This window comes from Pseudomonas sp. BNK-15 (genome assembly GCF_047456105.1).
Lineage (GTDB): Bacteria > Pseudomonadota > Gammaproteobacteria > Pseudomonadales > Pseudomonadaceae > Aquipseudomonas > Aquipseudomonas putida_E.
Genome location: NZ_CP179898.1, coordinates 4,789,696 through 4,805,268 on the forward strand (window position 1 = coordinate 4,789,696; position 15,573 = coordinate 4,805,268).

The following is a 15,573-nucleotide window of genomic DNA, read 5'->3' on the forward strand; positions in this document are numbered from 1 at the left end:
TTGTCATGAGCCCCGATGCGCAATATTTCGCCGACCTGTATGCCAACAATGACGACCCCTGGGCGTTTCGCACCCGTTGGTACGAGCGCCGCAAGCGCGACCTGCTGATGGCCAGCCTGCCACGCCAGTGCTACCAGCGGGTGTTCGAACCCGCCTGCGCCAATGGCGAGCTGAGCGCCGCGTTGGCGGAGCGCTGTGCCGAGTTGCTGTGCCATGACCTTGACCCTAAGGCAGTGGCACTGGCTCGCCAGCGCCTGGCGGGGTTGCCCAATGCTACCGTCGTCGCTGGGCGCTTGCCGGCGGACTGGCCTGGTGGCAGCTTCGACCTGATCGTGCTCAGTGAAGTGGGTTACTACCTGAACGCTACCGACTGGTTGCAGGTGATCGAGCAGTCGGTAGCGAGCCTGACCTATGACGGCGGGCTGTTGGCCTGCCACTGGCGCCACCCGATTGCTGGGTGCCCACAGGATGGACGTGAAGTGCATCAGTTGTTGGCCAAGCACGTGCCGTTATACCCGGTGTTTCGCCATGAAGAGGCGGATTTCCTGTTGGAATACTGGTCATGCCAGCCCAGCGTGGTCGACCTGGACGAGACATGCCCATGATTGCTGTCGTCATTCCCGCCCATAACGAAGCGCGTCGCCTGGGCCGCTGCCTCAAGGCCATGGCAGCGGCGGTGGCCTTGGCCAGGCAGGCAGGCCATCAGGTCGAGGTATTGGTGGTGCTGGACCGTTGTCGTGATGCCAGTGCCGCTGTGGCCAAGCGTTTCGGTGTGCGCACGCTGGCGGTGGAGGCTGGCAGTGTCGGCATGGCCCGCCGCCTAGGCGCGGCGCTGATGCTGGACCGTGGCGCCCGCTGGCTGGCCTGTACCGATGCCGATAGCCAGGTGCCCTCGCACTGGCTGCTCTGGCAACTGGCCTGCAGTGCAGAGGTGGTCTGTGGCACGGTGCATATCGAGCACTGGCAGCCCTGGCAACGCGCTGCGCTACGCAAGCTGTACCGCAGCGGTTATCAGACATGTGAGGGCCATCGGCATATTCATGGTGCCAACCTGGGTGTCTGTGCCCGCGCTTATGAGCGTGTGGGGGGCTTTCAACCGCTGGCGGCGCATGAGGACGTGCAACTGGTGCGTGACCTGGAGGCTAGCGGCGCACAGATCGTATGGACAGCCAAACACAGTGTGGCAACCAGCAGTCGACGCGACAGCCGGGCTCGGGAAGGGTTTGGGGATTTTCTGGCGGGTCTGCAGGTTCGTCTGGACGGGTGATGGCATGGTGTATCAGTGTTATCGAGATCGAGTACCGCGCCGGCGGCGCTCGATCTCAACGACGCCACAATATTCTAGGCAAGCGCCCCGCCCCCTACAGTCATGAAGCCTTACGCGTACGCTTGCCAGGCTTCTTCTCGGCAGGCGCTTTCTTCGCAGCCTTGCCGCCCAGGCTGCGCTTGAGCAGTTCGGTGAGGTCGATGATATCGGCGCTTTTTTCGGCTTCGCCCCCTTCGCCCTTGTCCACCACGCTGATCTTGCCTTTGCTGGCCTTTTCTTCCACCAGGTCCATGATGGTCTGGCGGAACGCATCATGGTACTCATCCGGAGCCCACGAGCCGCTCATGTCTTCGACCAGCCGCTTGGCCATGTCCAGTTCGCGCTTGTCGAGCTTGGTGTCGGTCACGCTCTTGTCCAGCTCAAGCGTCTCCAGCCCGCGCACCTCTTCCGGCCAGCGCAAGGTGATCATCACCAACGCGTCGTCCAGCGGCCGCAACAATGCCAGGTGCTGGCGTGTATGCAGCACCACCGTGGCCAACGCCACCTTGCCAGTGCTCTCCAGTGTTTCACGCAGCAACGCATAAACTTTGCCGCCGCGACGATCCGGGCTCAGGTAATACGGTGTATCGAAGTGCTGCAAGGGGATCTCGCTGGCAGCGACGAACGAGAAGATATCGATGGTCTGGGTCGCTTCGGGCCGGGCCTTGCGGATCTCTTCCTCGCTGATCACCACATAACGACCTTTCTCATGCTCCACACCTTTGACGATGTTGTCCTTGTCGATTTCCTTGCCGGTCACCTTGTTGATCCGTTTATAACCCACCGGCTCCATGCTGCGTTTGTCCAGCCAGTCGAAATCCACACGCTCGGTGCGCACTGCCGTGTTGAGCGAGACCGGGATATGCACCAGGCCGAAACTGATCGCGCCTTTCCAGATTGCCCTGGCCATGGCGTGCCTCCTATGGTTGCAGGGAATGGCCCGGCTGGCAGTAGCGCAAGGCGCCACAGCGTTCGCAAAGCTGGCATTGCAGCCCGGGCACTTCGGTTTGGGTCATGGCGCGCCAGTGGCAGCCACGCAGCAGACAGACAAAGGTCATCAGCCACCTCCTTGGCCCGGAAATATCGGGCGCTTACCTGAAATGACTGCACGGCGCGCTGAAGGTTTAGCCCGAATGCCCTACGGCTGTCGAAACTACAGTGGCTTGATCGTCATGGCTGATCAGGGTTCGATGGCGAAAAGCACGCGCTTGAACGCCTCGGCGGCCAGATGTACCTGCACAGACCAGTCCTGGGCCGCATCGCTGCCGGCATCATCGGAAATGTATTTCAGGCAAACGAACGGAATGCCTTCATTACGGGCGATCAGCGCCAGAACGTACGCTTCCATGTCGACGATGTCGTATGGAGCATCGCCGTGGCTGACCTCAAAGCTGTCGCCGCTGCCGCAGATGCCCAGCGGCAGCCCATCTATCGGCTGGCCATGCTCGAGCAACACCGGAATATCCGACAGCGGCGTCTCATAGCGGGCGAAGCCCAGCGCAGTGACATCCATGTCGCGTTGCACGAAGCGCGTGCAGCACACCACCTCACCCTTGCCGTATCGCTGGCTGCCCGCCGAGCCGAGGTTGACGATCAGTTTGGGCCGCTGCCGCTCAACCGCCTTGGTCAGGGCGATGGCAGCATTGACCTTGCCGATGCCGGTGAAAACGGTATTGACGTCGGCGAATACCGTGCCGGCTTCCGCCTCGAGGGCGAATACGAACAGGGTGTCGGCCAACGTAATGTCGGGGAATTGCTGGGTCAGCATCATGGCGCAGGGCGTTCCAAATGGCTTGCAAAGGGCGCTGCCATTGTCGGTGAACGCTAACTGATTGCAAGCCCCACCGTGGTGGCAAGTTGCAATAGCGCGTCATGCACTGCGGTTGACAGTCAGCGCCACTGCGGCAATACGCTCGACTTGTTCATAACCTGGCTGCAGCAATTGTTCACCGAATACGTCCGGGTCGACCTCGCGGTACACCCAGGCCCATTCAGGCCCCGCCAGGCGCAGGCGAATGGCCTCGAGCAATGGATCACGACCTTCGACAATCGCCACGCCGGTGTACAGCAGCAGTGACCCGCCTGGGCTCAGACGCTCGCGCGCCTGTTCGATGATGCGCAACGACAGATCGGCGCCCAAAGTATCGCCACCGTGGCGATACGTGCGCTGGCCATGATCGAGCATGTAGGGTGGGTTGGCCACGATGAGGTCGAAATTGCCACTGACCCCGGCAAGCAAGTCACTGTGCGCAATGGACACATTGCTCACCCCCGCCAGCGCAGCATTGATCGCGGTATAGCGCAGTGCCAGAGGGTTGATGTCCACGGCGCTGACCTGGGCATGTTGCGCCGCGCGGGCGATCAGCAAGGCACCGACGCCGCTGCCGCAACCAATGTCCACAGCGTGTTCGACCCGTACCGGGCTGCGTTGTAGATGGTCATGGATGACCTGGGCAAAGCGATAGCTGTCGGGGCCGAAGAACACCGCATCAGCAGCCTCGGTCGGGTAGGCGGAATGCACCAGCAGCAAATCGTCGAGGCTGGACCAGCGTACCTGGCTGCGCAGCAGTGCGCCGTCCTCGTACAGCACCTGCGCGGTGCTGAGCTGGTCCAGTTCGTCGGCGCTGATCAATGACGCCGGGAACGGGCGGCTCCAGCCGAATACGTCGCGCAGGTTGCCGGCCCGCTCTGCACCCTGGCGGGCGTTGTTGCGTGCATGGGTGGCGGGCGTCACGCAGGTGAACTGGTAACCGTCAGCACGCAGGCGCCGGCCAAGTTGCAGCAAGGCTTCATCGGCCTGGGTTCGTTGCGGGTTGAGTATCATCAGTGCGGCCCCTCCTCGCCAAGACCTGTGGCATGCAGGTACGCCCGAGTGGCGGACAAACCCTGCGGCAAGGCGTGCTGATTGCCCGCCATGCGCTCGATCAACGTTTCGATATCAGCGCTTTCATGGCTTTCTTCAATACGTGGTTGCTGGTGCAGGGCAGCTTCCCAACTGCCTGGCGGCAAGCGACGCACTGCGCCCTGCCAGTCGCCGGCGATCCAGTCGTGCCACAGCTGCTTCTCGTAGGCATTGAAGACGCCGAACATGGGGGCGCCAGGCCCATCGATCAGCGACCACCAGCGGCTGTCGGCCGGATTCTGCCCGCGCTTGATCCAGCCCTGGGCCACAAGCGCCTGCAAAAATGCCGGTAGCGCAGCGGGTTCGGACAGCCATTGGTTGACCGTGCGCTGCTGCAATCGGCAGCGGTCAGCGTGCATGAACTGCCCGAACACGCGCTTGCGCTCCAGGGCAGCCAGCAATTGGGCCTCAAGGTCGAAGCCGCCGATTAGCGTGGGCGTGTCAATGCCAAGATCATTGAGGCGGTAGCCATGCCTGACCCGACGGTAGAACACCTCGGCGTCCTGCGCCGGGCACAGTTGCTGCACCGCCTGGATGGCCTTGCTGGCATGGCCGCTGGCAGCATTGTCGATCGTCACGTGAAGCTGGAAATAATGACCGTCGATGCCGAGCTCGGCCAGCTCGTGGGTGGTGATCAGCAGGTGTAACGGTGGCTGCTCGTAACCCAGGTTGTAACCAATGACCTCAGGCAGAAACCACTCCGCGCAGCTGCCCAGCGCCAGTTGTACTGCCCCTTGCAGGTAGCGCTCATCATCCAGAGGCATGCAATCCAAACAACCCAGCCTGCCCAGCAACCTCTGGTAGATAAGCACGTGGTTGCAATGCGGATCGCCGTCACCCAGCTCCTCAAGGTAGGTCCGGATCAGGCCGTGGTAGCGAGGGTCTTGCCAGCGGCGCAGGGCACCGTGAAGCCAGGCACCATCAACGACCTTGGTCGGCGCCACCTGTTGCAGGAACCACAAGGCGTGGGCGCGGTTGGCAAAATAACGGCGAGGCGCGCCTTGACGGCGCTGGGCCAGATAGGCGGCGTGCTCGGCGGCAACCTGTGCGGCGTGTCGTGCACTCCAGTCCTGTAGTTGATCAGGCGTGTCCGGCAGGTCATCGGTCATGGCGTTCGCCTTCGCGAACTGCTCGGCGAGCCACTGGCGCGCAGTGGTGTAGTCGCCGGACAACATCGCGTGGTAGCGGCTGCTCAATGGCCGATGCACAGTCGGCGCCGGCGTCCTGGATGGGTTGTTGCGCATCAGAACCGTCATGCCTCGCTCCTCTCTTGACTATTGGCTCTGGCCTTCCCGTGGCATGGGCTCAGGGTCAGGTGCAGGCTGTGGCGCAGGCTTTTCGTCGGGTTGCTGCATTTGCAGCGAAGGTTTGCTCTGGTCTGCATCCTTGGCCGGATGCTCGGCGTCACGATCGAAACAACCGCCGAGCAGCGTCAGGCTGCTCAACAGAACGATGATGGCTGTAGTGCGCATGGGACGTCCTCTTTACCCGCTTAGTAATCGCGGTGCCGAAGGACCCGGCACCGCGTTCTCGTCAGTTACGAGCGGCCGCCTTTCTGGCCCGACTCGCGGTCCTTGTGCATATCGGCATCCTTGCGGCCCGACTCACGGTCTTGAGCCATGCCGCCGCCAGAGGACTGCCCGCCCTTGCGGCCAGCTTCGGAAGCTTTTTGCCGGTCGTTGGCGAAGTTGCCGGGGTTCTTGGTGCCACCCTGGCCGCCCTGGCTGCCGGTGCGGCTGTTATCTTTGTTAGCCATGGTCTGAAACCTCATATGACTGCTGGATGCACGGCAAGCGCCGTACATAGGTTCGGAGTTCGGTGATATCGAGGGATTCGTTTTATCGCCAGGCGTTCGGACCGGCGGCGTTAAATAACCGGAGGCGATGTATTTTGTGCGCTAGCCGATTGCGTGACGCGGCTATCCAGCAGCCGCTGCCGCCGCCCCAGCCAACCACCCGTCAGGGCCCAGCCCAGAGCGATCGCGGCCCCTAGCAACATCGCCAGTTGCGGATGGTCACCCAGCACATCCAGGGCTCTTTTGACCCACCCGCTCAAGGCGTCGCCGCCACGGTAAACCACGGTATCGATGAAGTTCTTGGCTTTGTATTTGTCTTCGGCGGGCAATACGGTGAACAACATTTCCCGACCCGGCCGCACCAAGGCATATTCGCCTGCGCGGCGCACTACCATCACCACCACGAACACCGCAAATACCGGGGCCAGGGCCAGCCAGACGAAGCCGGCTGCCATCACCAGCGGCACTGCCACCAGCAACACCCCTACCCCCATGCGTTTGGCCAGCCGACCGGTGATGAACACCTGGGTGAGGATGGCCAGGGCCTGAACGACCGTATCGATCAGGCCAAATACCTGAGTCTGACGAGTACGGTCGGTGAACGTTTCGCTGACGATGCGCGCCTGCTCGAAATACAGAAAGGTACTGACACTGGCCAACAGCACCACGAACAGGGCAATACCCAAAAGGTACGGCGAACGCATTACAGCGGTTGCGCCCGCGAACGGGTTACCCCCCAATGGCCGCGACGCTGGCTGCTCGCTCAGCGCAGGCATTGGGTGGCAATCACGCCAGCGCTGCAGGTACGCGGCAGCGGCAATGCTGCCCAGTAAAAACATGGCGGCCAGCGAAACCAGCCCGGCGTGCCCCAGCGGGGCGACCAGCAGCGTACCCAGTAACGGCCCGCTCAAGCCGCCCAAGCTGGCCCCGGCTGCCAGCAGCCCGAACAAGCGCTTGCCTTGCTCGGTTGAGAACAGGTCGGTCAGGACGCTCCAGGCCAGTGAGATGGTCAGTAGGTTGAACACCGACAACCAGATGTAAAACGCCCGCGCATTCCACAAGTCGTCTGGTTTGCTGGCAAACAGCAGCGCAAACAGCAGCAGGTTGCTGGCAAAAAAACCATAGGTCCAAGGCAGGATATGCCGCCGGCGCACCTTGGAGGCCAGCCAGCCGAACAGCGGCAGGCAGCTCAGCGTAGCGATGAAGGTGCCGGTGAACAGCCATTGCAGGTTGTCCACGCCCCCTGCCACGCCCATGGTCTCGCGCACCGGGCGCAGCATGAAGTAACCGGTGAACAGCAGGTAGAACAACGCCAGACCGCCGGCCACAGCCGGCCCCTCGCCGGGCTGGATGTTCAACCCTTGGTCCAGCCCCTTGCGCCAGCTGGCCATGGTGTCAGGCGAACTGCTCGATCAGCGCTTTCTGCTGCGCCTGGGTGAACAAAGGCTCGTGGCCGGCCTTAAGTTGATCGAGTTGGCGGTCAGGACGGCCGGTTGCCGGGATGACCGTTGTAACAGCCCGATGGCTGAAGGCGAACTTGAGGAACACTTGGGCCCAACTGCTGACTCCCGCTTCTGCGGCCCAGGCAGGCAGTGGTTTGTCCTTGACCTTGGCGAACAGACGGCCGTCATCGAATGCGCGGTTGATCAGCACCGCCACGCCCTTGTCCTGGCACAACGGCAACAACTCACTTGCCGCTTGCGGCGCGTTGACCGAATAGTTGATCTGGATGAAGTCCAGCGGTTCGCTGCGCACCAGCCGGGCGACTTCGTCATGACCGCTGTTCAGGTAATGGGTAATGCCTATGTAGCGGGTCTTGCCCTGCTGCTTGAGTTCGCGGGCATAGGGCAACTGTGTCTTCCAGTCTCGCAGGTTGTGGATCTGCAGCAGGTCGACCTTGTCAGTGCGCAGGCTTTTCAGGGTACCCGCCCATTGTGCCTCGGCGTCGGCCCGGCTGTCGGCCGCGATTTTGGTGGCGATGAAGCACTGCTGGTGCCAGCCCCCCTCCTCCAGCAATTGGCCAAGAATACGGTCTGCCCCGCCATAGTTGGGCGAGGTGTCGATGACTTTGCCGCCGCCCTCGAAAAACGCCTTCAGTACGGCCTTCAGCTGCTGGTAATCGGCCGAGCCGGCCTCGACTTCGAAACTGCCGGAGGTACCTGCGCCAATGACCGGCAAGGCCTCGCCTGTGGACGGCACCTTGCGGGTCAGCAAGCCAGTGCTGGGCGCAGCCCGCAACCAAGGGCTGCTGGCCAACAGCCCCAAAGCCGCGCTGGCGCGTAGGACATCGCGACGTGCATACATGGCAAAGCTCCCGTCATAAGTCGGAAACTTTCAAGGCTAGTCGCCCTACCCCCCGATTGCAGGTGATTCTGTTTCTGGATGTTTAGTGTTCAGGCCTTCAGCAGAAGGCTCAGGTCCAGGCCGACGTCGGTCATCGGTGGGCACCAGTAGTAACCACCCGTCAGCGGCCGGCTGAAGCGGTACAGGCCATCGATAATGCCGTCTTCCAGCCCGCTCATACGCCGCAGTTGCACTTCGAAGGCATCGAAGCTTCGACCCAAAGCGACAAACGCCAGGCCTGCGCCACGGTGGTCGGCCCAGGACACGGAGCGACGCACCATGAATGCCTCAGGTGCGAAGCTTTCCTGGGCAGTGCGCTTGACGTGGGCTGAGGCTGGCGCATCGTCGAGCTCTTCGTTATCGCTCAGGCGGCGGCCCATGATGTTGTCCTGGTCTGCCTGGGGCAGCGACTTGAAGTACCCCAGGTCATGCTTCCACAACTGGAAAGCAGCAAAACTGGAGCCTGCCAGGCCCGGCTGCTCGCCCGCGACTACCGCCGCGTCGACGGCATCCTGATCAACCGGGTTTTCAGTACCGTCCTCGTAACCAGTCAGGTCATGGCCGCCACGGTGCAGGAAGCCGTCGATGCTGTCGGTCAGGCGCAGTGCCGGTGCCAAGGCCTGCTCCAACGCCTGGGCCTGCAGCAGCAGGTCACCACGCTCGTTGCCACGCAGCCACAGCCACAAGGCATGCTGGGTGCTCGGGTTTTCCACCGCTGCATCCAACTGAGGGAATGCGCGCAGGCCAGGCACTTCACGGCCCAAGGCCTTTGCCAGAGGCGCGCCTACCCCCACGATCAGGCGCTGGCCATCCACATGGGGCAGCAGCGCATCCAGGGCTGCTGGCAGTGCCTCGGGCGATTGTAGCGTGAAGAACAGGTGGCGGGCTTGGGCCGGCACCGGGGTGGCAAGCAGACCTTGCTGGAACGGCATGACAGGCGAATCCTCGGTAAAAGCGCGAATGCTACTGCGCGCAGCGGCCCGTCGCAACGCGCGATGCAGTCACTTTGCCAGCTGGCATCGTGGCGCTGCCGTAACAAAAGGTTACCAAGTGGTGGCTCATTGCAATTAGCGATCGTTCAGGCCGAGCCTAGACTGGCTTGATCCCTTGCCCGAGTAGCCGCCATGACCGCCTCGCCCTTGCTTACCGCCTTCCTGCCTTTGGCCCTGGGCATCATCATGCTTGGCCTGGGTTTGTCGCTCACATTGGCCGACTTCGCTCGCGTGGTGAAGTACCCAAAGCCGGTGGTCATCGGCCTGGCCTGCCAGATTCTTCTACTGCCGCTGGTGTGTTTCCTGATCGCCAACGGTCTTGGGCTGGAAGCGGCCCTGGCGGTCGGCCTGATGCTGCTGGCCGCGTCCCCGGGCGGCACCACCGCCAACCTGTTCAGCCACCTGGCCCATGGTGACGTGGCCTTGAATATTACCCTCACCGCGGTCAACTCCCTGATCGCCATCCTGACCATGCCGTTGCTGGTCAACCTGTCGCTGATGTGGTTCATGGCGTCAGACCAGGCCATCCCGCTGCAATTTGCCAAGGTCATGCAGGTGTTCGCCATCGTCCTGCTGCCGGTTGCCCTGGGCATGATGATCCGCCGCTGGGCGCCAGGCTTTGCCTCACGCATGGAAAAGCCCATGAAACTGGTGGCGGCGCTGTTTCTGGCATTCACCATTGTGCTGGCCCTGGCCAAGGATTGGCAGACCGTGGTTGCGTACGCCCCCGTGGTTGGCCTGGCCGCACTTCTGTTCAACGTGATCAGCCTGGCCGTCGGCTACTGGGTGCCGCGCCTGTTGAGCATTCCCAAGCGCCAGGCCATTGCCATCGGCATGGAGATCGGTATCCACAATGGCACCCTGGCGATCGCCGTCGCCTTGAGCCCATCGCTGCTGAACAACGCCACCATGGCGGTGCCAGCGGCGCTCTATAGTCTGATCATGTTTTTCACGGCGGCGGGGTTTGGCTGGTGGGTCAGCCGTGGGCATGGCGCAGTGCAGGGCGAAACTGTGAATTGACGCCTTCAGCGGCGATTGCGCCGAGCCTGTAACTGGCGTTTGAGCACCTTGAGGGGAGGTGCGTAGAAAAAGCCGAACGACACGCTGCCCGTGCGCCCCTTGACCGCATGGTGCAGGCGATGGGCACGATGCAGGCGCTTGAGGTAGCGGTTGATCGGCCGCGGCTTGCGCGGCCAATGCCGATGGAAAAACCCGTCGTGGGCCAGCACGTACAATATTCCGTAACTCGCCACACCGCCGCCCACCCACTGCAACGGTGCGTGCCCGGCCTTGCCCAGGGCCACCAGTACCGCAGCAATGATGCCCAGGGCCAGCAGATAGAGGTCGTTGGTTTCCAGCATGCCCAGCTGAGGCTCATGGTGCGAACGGTGCAGCCACCAGCCCCAGCCATGCATGATGTACTTGTGTGCCAGCGTGCCGACACCTTCCATGGCCACCAGAGTGCCGATCAGCACAACAAAATTGAGCAGCATGTAACGGTCCGAGGGATGACAAAGAGTGGCGCAAGGGTAACGAGTACCGGTGTTTTTTGCCATGCGGCCGTGACTTGCTGTAGGGCATTTCCTTATGAAGCCATTGTCATGTTTTCGCCCTTGACCCTGTACAAGCTGCGGCGTATGGTCCACCCGCAATTTCGCATCCCTGAACAGGAGTCCTGCATTGGACAGTAGCCCCAGTCGCTTGCGACAGGCCCACACGGCGAGCTAGTCCGGCAGCTTCCTGCCACTGTCTCGCTATTGGCCAGACGGTGGATTTCTCAGCCCCTGCGGCTTGAGCCCTCCTCGTTCCTCCTCTTGTGGTCCTGCGCATTTCTGGTTTTTAAGCCGCGCCATTTTCGATGGCGTCAGAGCGGGCATGTGCCCGCGCAAGAGGTTCGCTATGGATTGGAAAGTATTTCTGCTGCGTGTCAGCATCGCCTTGCTGCTTGGCGCCCTGATCGGTGCCGAGCGCCAGCTGCGCCAACGCATGACCGGGCTGCGCACCAATGCGCTGGTCAGCACTGGCGCCTGCCTGTTCGTGCTGATGACCCAGGCGGTACCGGGTATGGCCCCCACCGATGCCTCAAGGGTTGCCGCCTATGTGGTATCGGGGATCGGCTTTCTGGGGGGCGGTGTGATCATGCGCGACGGTTTCACGGTGCGCGGCCTGAACACTGCAGCCACACTGTGGTGCACGGCGGCTGTTGGTGTGCTGTGCAGCCTTGGCCTGCTGCTGGAGGCCACGCTGGGTAGCCTGGTGGTGCTGTGTGCCAACATACTGCTGCGCGATATCGCCCAACGCCTGGACCGCCAGGGCGTGGTGCCGGCCAGCGAGGCCGAACAACGCTTCGAGGTGCGCGTGGTTTGCCGTGCCGAAGATGAAATTCAGGTACGCAGCCTGATGCTGCACAGCCTGGGCGACCCGGAACTGCGCCTGCAGTCGCTGCACAGCGAAGACTTGCCCAACCCCGCGCGCCTGGAAGTACGTGCAGAGTTGCTCGGTAACCCACAGGCACCGGCACAACTGGAGCGCCTGGTCAGCCGGGTAAGCCTGGAAAAAGGCGTCAGTTCGGTACGCTGGCAGCTACAGGCACAAGTCATGGCCACCGATTGAGCGCGTCCTGGCTTAGTTACCGGCACTCATCGCCATGCCACCGGCAACGGCATAGCCATCGCGCCCTTGGCGCTTGGCCTGGTACAACGCCCCGTCAGCCGCAGACATCAGGCTTTCGGGGCTGCTTGCGTCCACTGCCGGATGCCCCACAGCAATCCCGGCACTGGCAGATACACGGCCTAGCGGGCTGCCGGCATGCTCGATCATCAGGCGGCGCAACAGTTGCAGAATTTCTGCGACCACTTGTTCGGCGCCCTGTGCGTCAGTGTCAGGAAGTAAAACCGTGAACTCCTCGCCACCGTACCGCACCGCCAGATCCGCCGGGCGCTTCAACACCTGCTGCAGCAATTCGGCAAAGCGGCGCAAGCATTGATCTCCCGCAGGGTGGCCATAGCGGTCGTTGTACAGCTTGAAGAAATCAAGATCGACCATCACCAGCGCCACCGCATGCACCAGTCGCCGGGCCCGGCGGATTTCCGCATCCAGCACCGCATCCAGCCTGCGGCGGTTGCCCAGCCCGGTCAGGCTGTCGGTCAGGGCCAGCGACCTGAGGGTCTGGTGGGCCTGGTGCAACGCCCTTTCGATAGCGATCCGCTCACGCAACTGGCGCAATACCACCCAGCCGAAGCCACTCAATCCAACCAGCAAAAGCAGCAGGATCGCGGCTGACTTGATGACATCGTGCCGCCAGGGCGCAATGATCGACTCACGCGACAAGCCCGCCTCTACCACCAATGGATATCGCGCCAGGGCGCGATAGGCATACAGGCGGGGCGTACCATCAACGACCGCCACCGCTTCAACCAGCCCTTCGCTCGCATGAGGCAGGTGATGTCGGAAGACTTCGCTGTTTGCCAGGCTGTGGCCGACTACGTGTTCCACGAACGGCCGGCGTACCAGGATGGTGCCGTCTCGCTTGGCCAGCACCAGGGCGCCTCGCTCGTCGATCTTGAAATCACCGTAATAGCGCACGAACCAGTCCACCTTGATGGTGCCAAGCAACACCCCGGCAAAGCTGCCATCGCGATTCTCCAGCCTGCGCGAGATTGGAATGATCAGGTCACCGGTGGAGCGGCTGCGTACCACCGAACCGATACGCACCTCACGGTCAGTGTGGGCCTGGTGGTAAGCGAAGTAGTCACGGTCGGCATTGTTGGCCTTTGCCGGGATGGAAGCCTGGTCGGTGACGATCCAGCTGCCATCGGGCCCGTACACGAACAAACCGTGCAGTTGCGGCATGATCGTTTTCTGTTGTGCCAACAGGGCGTGCAAGCGTGTGCGATCGAGATGATCGAAACCATCGCCTTCAAGGCGCTCCGCCAGCACAGCGGTAATCGCGTCCACTTGGCGAATGGCATCTTCGGCGTGCTGCGCCGTAGCCCTGGCCAGGTTGCTGACCATGTTTTCGGCATTGGTGAAAGCTTGCCTGTAGTCGCGCCAGATCCGCCACCCTTCGATAGACACGAAAGTCAGCAGCACAACCGCCATGAACGACAGCACCAGGCGAAACAGCGCCACGGCGCGCCCTTCACCGGTTACGGTGAATAGCCCGTCTTCGTCGTGCTTACCGGCCGCACCCATGGAAGTCCTTGCCCTCAAGCGTTTGCCGCCTGTCACTATAGATCACTGCTACTTTCGCGTACCCAGTTCGATCCATGCCGGTGCATGGTCGCTGGGCTTGGGCTCGTTGCGCACCCACGCGTCTACGCCGCCGGCCTTGAGGTGCGAAGCGATGTCCGGGCTGAGCAACAGGTGGTCGATACGCAATCCGGCATTGCGTGCCCAGTGATTACGGAAGTAGTCCCAAAAGGTGTAGATGCGCTCATCGGGATACAGCTGGCGAATGGCATCGGTCCAGCCCTGCTCGAGCAAGGCCTGGTAGCAGTTGCGGGACTCGGGTTGAAGCAAAGCATCCTTGAGCCAGGATTTGGGGTTGTAGATGTCGAAGTCAGTCGGCACGACATTGAAATCACCGGCCAGCACAGTAGGATGGCCACGGCCCAGCAAGTCGCGCGCATGCGCTACCAGGCATTCGAACCAGCGCAGTTTGTACTCGAATTTCGGCCCCGGTTGCGGGTTGCCATTAGGCAGGTACAGGCAACCTACCAGCACGCCTTGTACCGCGGCTTCCAGATAGCGGCTCTGGCTGTCACCTTCCATGCCTGGCAGGCCGCGCCGGACTTCCAGCGGCTGGCAGTCGCGCGCCAGGATGGCCACCCCGTTCCACGAGGGCTGCCCCATGTACAGGCAGCCATAGCCTGCCGCTTCGATGGCCTCACGGGGAAACTTCGTGTCGGCTGCCTTGAGCTCCTGAAGGCAGGCGACATCGGGCTTTTCCCGCTCCAGCCAGGCGAGCAGCGCCGGCAGCCGGCTGCCGATGCCGTTGATGTTGAACGTGGCGATGCGCAATGGCTTCATGTGCCAGGGTCATCCACATGGCTTTGTACCGCCTCCTGCAGCGCCCCCACATGGGCCTCGTCTGCCAGAGCCTTGAGGGCCAGCCAGTCATCCCAGTCGATGGCCCCGTCATCGCGCAGCGCTTGGGCGGTGCGCAGCAGTTCGTGATGATAGGCATCCGGGGACTCGCGGCGGTAGCTGCCATCGTCATATTGCGCGTACCAGGCCTCAAGTTCGGGAATGCTGCGTTCGATGCTCATGCCCTGCTCCTTCGCGGCAACCTTTGAATGTGTGAGCGCAACTGCTGCGCATCGTTCAACCTTGGGGTCGCGGTGGCCACCTTGCCTGACAAAAAGGCCTGAAAAAAATTAAACCTATACCCACGCCCCAGGCTCAACCGTACGCGACACTGAGGTCGCGCCACCGATAGCAAGGAGTGAAACATGAGCAATCTGTTCATAAAACGCGCAGGTCTGTCGCTGGTGCTGGGCATGGCATCGCTGCAGGCACTGGCGGCTTCCTCCGATGACTTCGTCGATGCAGCCACAGAGGCTGGTATCGCCGAGGTGGTCACCGGCAATCTGGCCCTGGAAAAGAGCCAGAACGCCGACATCAAGACCTTCGCCCAGCATATGGTCACCGATCACACCAAAGCCAACCAGCAACTCGGCGACATCGCCCGCAAGCTGGACATCAGCGTGCCCGATGAAGCGGCGCTGACCGACAAGGTCAAGAAGATGATCCTCGAATGGCGCGAGGAGTCGTTCGACAAGTCCTATGTCAACAACCAGGTCGATGCCCACGAAAAAACCGTGGAGCTGTTCAAGAAGGAAGCGGCATCGTCTGACAAGCCGGAACTGAAGGCTTTCGCCAGTGAAACCCTGCCAACGCTCGAGAAGCACCTGGAACAGGCCAAAGCGCTCCAGGCCAAGCATGGCAAGTGATCGGAGGACACACATGACTAACGATACTTTGCGTAGCGAAATACTGACGCGTCTGCTGCACGCCCACCCACAGGGCTTGGGCAAGGAAGTGCTGGACAATTACCGCGGTGAAAATGCCGTTGCCGATGCACTCAAGACGCTGCAGGAACATGGCCTGATCCACGATGGCAGCGTAACGGTCGACAGTAACCAGCAGTTCAGCGTCAGCTATCCGATCAAGCTTTCAGCTGCGGGTGTCGAGGCTGCCAAGCGGGTGGAAGGCTAACCAACTCTAGCGCCCC

The 15,573-nt window shown here is 62.0% G+C and carries 20 protein-coding genes; 6 read left to right on the forward strand and 14 right to left on the reverse strand.

Translation table 11 applies throughout. The annotated features are described in order from the left end of the window. Positions 1–5: 5 nt before the first annotated feature. Both ACMGF5_RS21955 and ACMGF5_RS21960 read left to right on the forward strand, forming a co-directional pair. Entirely contained in the window at positions 6–605 is a 600-nt protein-coding gene (locus tag ACMGF5_RS21955) for a class I SAM-dependent methyltransferase (protein WP_125924140.1), read from the forward strand. Next, on the forward strand, positions 602–1,267 hold the full coding sequence (locus tag ACMGF5_RS21960; protein ID WP_119689044.1) for a glycosyltransferase: 666 nt from the start codon (positions 602–604) through the stop codon (positions 1,265–1,267). Before ACMGF5_RS21955 ends, ACMGF5_RS21960 begins: the two co-directional genes overlap by 4 nt. 100 nt (positions 1,268–1,367) lie before the next feature. Here ACMGF5_RS21960 and ACMGF5_RS21965 read toward each other — a convergent pair whose 3' ends face one another. The 10 genes from ACMGF5_RS21965 to ACMGF5_RS22010 all read right to left on the reverse strand — a co-directional run bounded on the left by ACMGF5_RS21965 (position 1,368) and on the right by ACMGF5_RS22010 (position 9,278). Next, a complete protein-coding gene (locus tag ACMGF5_RS21965) occupies positions 1,368–2,216 on the reverse strand; it encodes a Ku protein (protein ID WP_046786202.1) in 849 nt (282 codons plus the stop codon). Between the two features lie 10 nt (positions 2,217–2,226). Continuing rightward, positions 2,227–2,364, reverse strand: coding sequence for a PSPA7_2676 family Cys-rich small protein (locus ACMGF5_RS21970; protein WP_168216574.1), 138 nt, complete (start codon positions 2,362–2,364; stop codon positions 2,227–2,229). 122 nt (positions 2,365–2,486) lie between these two features. Continuing rightward, positions 2,487–3,077 carry a nucleosidase gene (locus tag ACMGF5_RS21975; protein ID WP_115274786.1) on the reverse strand — a complete coding sequence of 197 codons (591 nt, stop codon included), beginning with the start codon at positions 3,075–3,077 and terminating at the stop codon, positions 2,487–2,489. A gap of 99 nt (positions 3,078–3,176) precedes the next feature. Then, the gene (locus tag ACMGF5_RS21980) at positions 3,177–4,130 is read right to left on the reverse strand and encodes a methyltransferase (protein WP_119687033.1); all 954 of its coding nucleotides are present in this window, start codon (positions 4,128–4,130) and stop codon (positions 3,177–3,179) included. Continuing rightward, complete coding sequence (locus tag ACMGF5_RS21985; protein WP_414157209.1) at positions 4,130–5,464, reverse strand: iron-containing redox enzyme family protein; 1,335 nt, start codon at positions 5,462–5,464, stop codon at positions 4,130–4,132. Before ACMGF5_RS21985 ends, ACMGF5_RS21980 begins: the two co-directional genes overlap by 1 nt. Positions 5,465–5,482: 18 nt before the next feature. Further along, a complete protein-coding gene (locus tag ACMGF5_RS21990) occupies positions 5,483–5,680 on the reverse strand; it encodes a hypothetical protein (protein WP_115274784.1) in 198 nt (65 codons plus the stop codon). A gap of 65 nt (positions 5,681–5,745) precedes the next feature. After that, positions 5,746–5,964, reverse strand: a complete 219-nt coding sequence (locus ACMGF5_RS21995; RefSeq protein WP_012314511.1) for a general stress protein — start codon at positions 5,962–5,964, stop codon at positions 5,746–5,748. 110 nt (positions 5,965–6,074) lie between these two features. After that, positions 6,075–7,394 carry an NTP/NDP exchange transporter gene (locus ACMGF5_RS22000; protein WP_115274783.1) on the reverse strand — a complete coding sequence of 440 codons (1,320 nt, stop codon included), beginning with the start codon at positions 7,392–7,394 and terminating at the stop codon, positions 6,075–6,077. A 4-nt stretch (positions 7,395–7,398) separates the two neighbouring features. Further along, positions 7,399–8,307 carry an aldo/keto reductase gene (locus ACMGF5_RS22005; protein ID WP_119687034.1) on the reverse strand — a complete coding sequence of 303 codons (909 nt, stop codon included), beginning with the start codon at positions 8,305–8,307 and terminating at the stop codon, positions 7,399–7,401. Between the two features lie 89 nt (positions 8,308–8,396). Then, entirely contained in the window at positions 8,397–9,278 is an 882-nt protein-coding gene (locus tag ACMGF5_RS22010) for a Dyp-type peroxidase (RefSeq protein ID WP_204917982.1), read from the reverse strand. Between the two features lie 192 nt (positions 9,279–9,470). Here ACMGF5_RS22010 and ACMGF5_RS22015 point away from each other — a divergent pair, with 192 nt between their 5' ends. Then, entirely contained in the window at positions 9,471–10,358 is an 888-nt protein-coding gene (locus ACMGF5_RS22015; protein WP_119687035.1) for a bile acid:sodium symporter family protein, read from the forward strand. 5 nt (positions 10,359–10,363) lie between these two features. On the opposite strand, the gene ACMGF5_RS22020 is transcribed toward ACMGF5_RS22015, so the two are convergent. Continuing rightward, entirely contained in the window at positions 10,364–10,831 is a 468-nt protein-coding gene (locus ACMGF5_RS22020) for a sterol desaturase family protein (protein ID WP_125924133.1), read from the reverse strand. 406 nt (positions 10,832–11,237) lie between these two features. Between ACMGF5_RS22020 and ACMGF5_RS22025 the strand changes: the two genes are divergently transcribed. Next, complete coding sequence (locus ACMGF5_RS22025; protein WP_119687037.1) at positions 11,238–11,951, forward strand: MgtC/SapB family protein; 714 nt, start codon at positions 11,238–11,240, stop codon at positions 11,949–11,951. 12 nt (positions 11,952–11,963) lie between these two features. Here ACMGF5_RS22025 and ACMGF5_RS22030 read toward each other — a convergent pair whose 3' ends face one another. From ACMGF5_RS22030 to ACMGF5_RS22040, 3 genes are read right to left on the reverse strand one after another with little or no spacing between them, the layout of a single operon-like run. Continuing rightward, positions 11,964–13,532: a diguanylate cyclase gene (locus ACMGF5_RS22030; RefSeq protein ID WP_414157210.1), complete on the reverse strand. Its 1,569-nt coding sequence runs from the start codon at positions 13,530–13,532 to the stop codon at positions 11,964–11,966. Between the two features lie 48 nt (positions 13,533–13,580). After that, the gene (gene xth, locus ACMGF5_RS22035; RefSeq protein ID WP_414157211.1) at positions 13,581–14,369 is read right to left on the reverse strand and encodes an exodeoxyribonuclease III; all 789 of its coding nucleotides are present in this window, start codon (positions 14,367–14,369) and stop codon (positions 13,581–13,583) included. Further along, the gene (locus ACMGF5_RS22040; protein WP_115274777.1) at positions 14,366–14,608 is read right to left on the reverse strand and encodes a hypothetical protein; all 243 of its coding nucleotides are present in this window, start codon (positions 14,606–14,608) and stop codon (positions 14,366–14,368) included. The genes xth and ACMGF5_RS22040 overlap by 4 nt, the downstream gene beginning before the upstream one ends. Before the next feature lie 183 nt (positions 14,609–14,791). Between ACMGF5_RS22040 and ACMGF5_RS22045 the strand changes: the two genes are divergently transcribed. Together ACMGF5_RS22045 and ACMGF5_RS22050 are read left to right on the forward strand one after the other, a co-directional pair. Then, a complete protein-coding gene (locus tag ACMGF5_RS22045) occupies positions 14,792–15,292 on the forward strand; it encodes a DUF4142 domain-containing protein (protein WP_115274776.1) in 501 nt (166 codons plus the stop codon). Between the two features lie 13 nt (positions 15,293–15,305). After that, positions 15,306–15,557: a hypothetical protein gene (locus ACMGF5_RS22050; RefSeq protein WP_046786187.1), complete on the forward strand. Its 252-nt coding sequence runs from the start codon at positions 15,306–15,308 to the stop codon at positions 15,555–15,557. Positions 15,558–15,573 lie beyond the last annotated feature (16 nt).

Coding starts and splice junctions, on each gene's coding strand:
- ACMGF5_RS22000 (WP_115274783.1), bottom strand. CDS start 7,394: ATGGCCAGCTGGCGCAAGGGGCTGGACCAAGGGTTGAACATCCAGCCC.
- ACMGF5_RS22005 (WP_119687034.1), bottom strand. CDS start 8,307: ATGTATGCACGTCGCGATGTCCTACGCGCCAGCGCGGCTTTGGGGCTG.
- ACMGF5_RS21980 (WP_119687033.1), bottom strand. CDS start 4,130: ATGATACTCAACCCGCAACGAACCCAGGCCGATGAAGCCTTGCTGCAA.
- ACMGF5_RS22030 (WP_414157210.1), bottom strand. CDS start 13,532: ATGGGTGCGGCCGGTAAGCACGACGAAGACGGGCTATTCACCGTAACC.
- ACMGF5_RS22025 (WP_119687037.1), top strand. CDS start 11,238: ATGGATTGGAAAGTATTTCTGCTGCGTGTCAGCATCGCCTTGCTGCTT.
- ACMGF5_RS21995 (WP_012314511.1), bottom strand. CDS start 5,964: ATGGCTAACAAAGATAACAGCCGCACCGGCAGCCAGGGCGGCCAGGGT.
- ACMGF5_RS21965 (WP_046786202.1), bottom strand. CDS start 2,216: ATGGCCAGGGCAATCTGGAAAGGCGCGATCAGTTTCGGCCTGGTGCAT.
- xth (WP_414157211.1), bottom strand. CDS start 14,369: ATGAAGCCATTGCGCATCGCCACGTTCAACATCAACGGCATCGGCAGC.
- ACMGF5_RS21975 (WP_115274786.1), bottom strand. CDS start 3,077: ATGATGCTGACCCAGCAATTCCCCGACATTACGTTGGCCGACACCCTG.
- ACMGF5_RS22015 (WP_119687035.1), top strand. CDS start 9,471: ATGACCGCCTCGCCCTTGCTTACCGCCTTCCTGCCTTTGGCCCTGGGC.
- ACMGF5_RS22010 (WP_204917982.1), bottom strand. CDS start 9,278: ATGCCGTTCCAGCAAGGTCTGCTTGCCACCCCGGTGCCGGCCCAAGCC.
- ACMGF5_RS21985 (WP_414157209.1), bottom strand. CDS start 5,464: ATGACGGTTCTGATGCGCAACAACCCATCCAGGACGCCGGCGCCGACT.
- ACMGF5_RS21970 (WP_168216574.1), bottom strand. CDS start 2,364: ATGACCTTTGTCTGTCTGCTGCGTGGCTGCCACTGGCGCGCCATGACC.
- ACMGF5_RS21990 (WP_115274784.1), bottom strand. CDS start 5,680: ATGCGCACTACAGCCATCATCGTTCTGTTGAGCAGCCTGACGCTGCTC.
- ACMGF5_RS22045 (WP_115274776.1), top strand. CDS start 14,792: ATGAGCAATCTGTTCATAAAACGCGCAGGTCTGTCGCTGGTGCTGGGC.
- ACMGF5_RS22020 (WP_125924133.1), bottom strand. CDS start 10,831: ATGCTGCTCAATTTTGTTGTGCTGATCGGCACTCTGGTGGCCATGGAA.
- ACMGF5_RS21960 (WP_119689044.1), top strand. CDS start 602: ATGATTGCTGTCGTCATTCCCGCCCATAACGAAGCGCGTCGCCTGGGC.
- ACMGF5_RS22040 (WP_115274777.1), bottom strand. CDS start 14,608: ATGAGCATCGAACGCAGCATTCCCGAACTTGAGGCCTGGTACGCGCAA.
- ACMGF5_RS22050 (WP_046786187.1), top strand. CDS start 15,306: ATGACTAACGATACTTTGCGTAGCGAAATACTGACGCGTCTGCTGCAC.
- ACMGF5_RS21955 (WP_125924140.1), top strand. CDS start 6: ATGAGCCCCGATGCGCAATATTTCGCCGACCTGTATGCCAACAATGAC.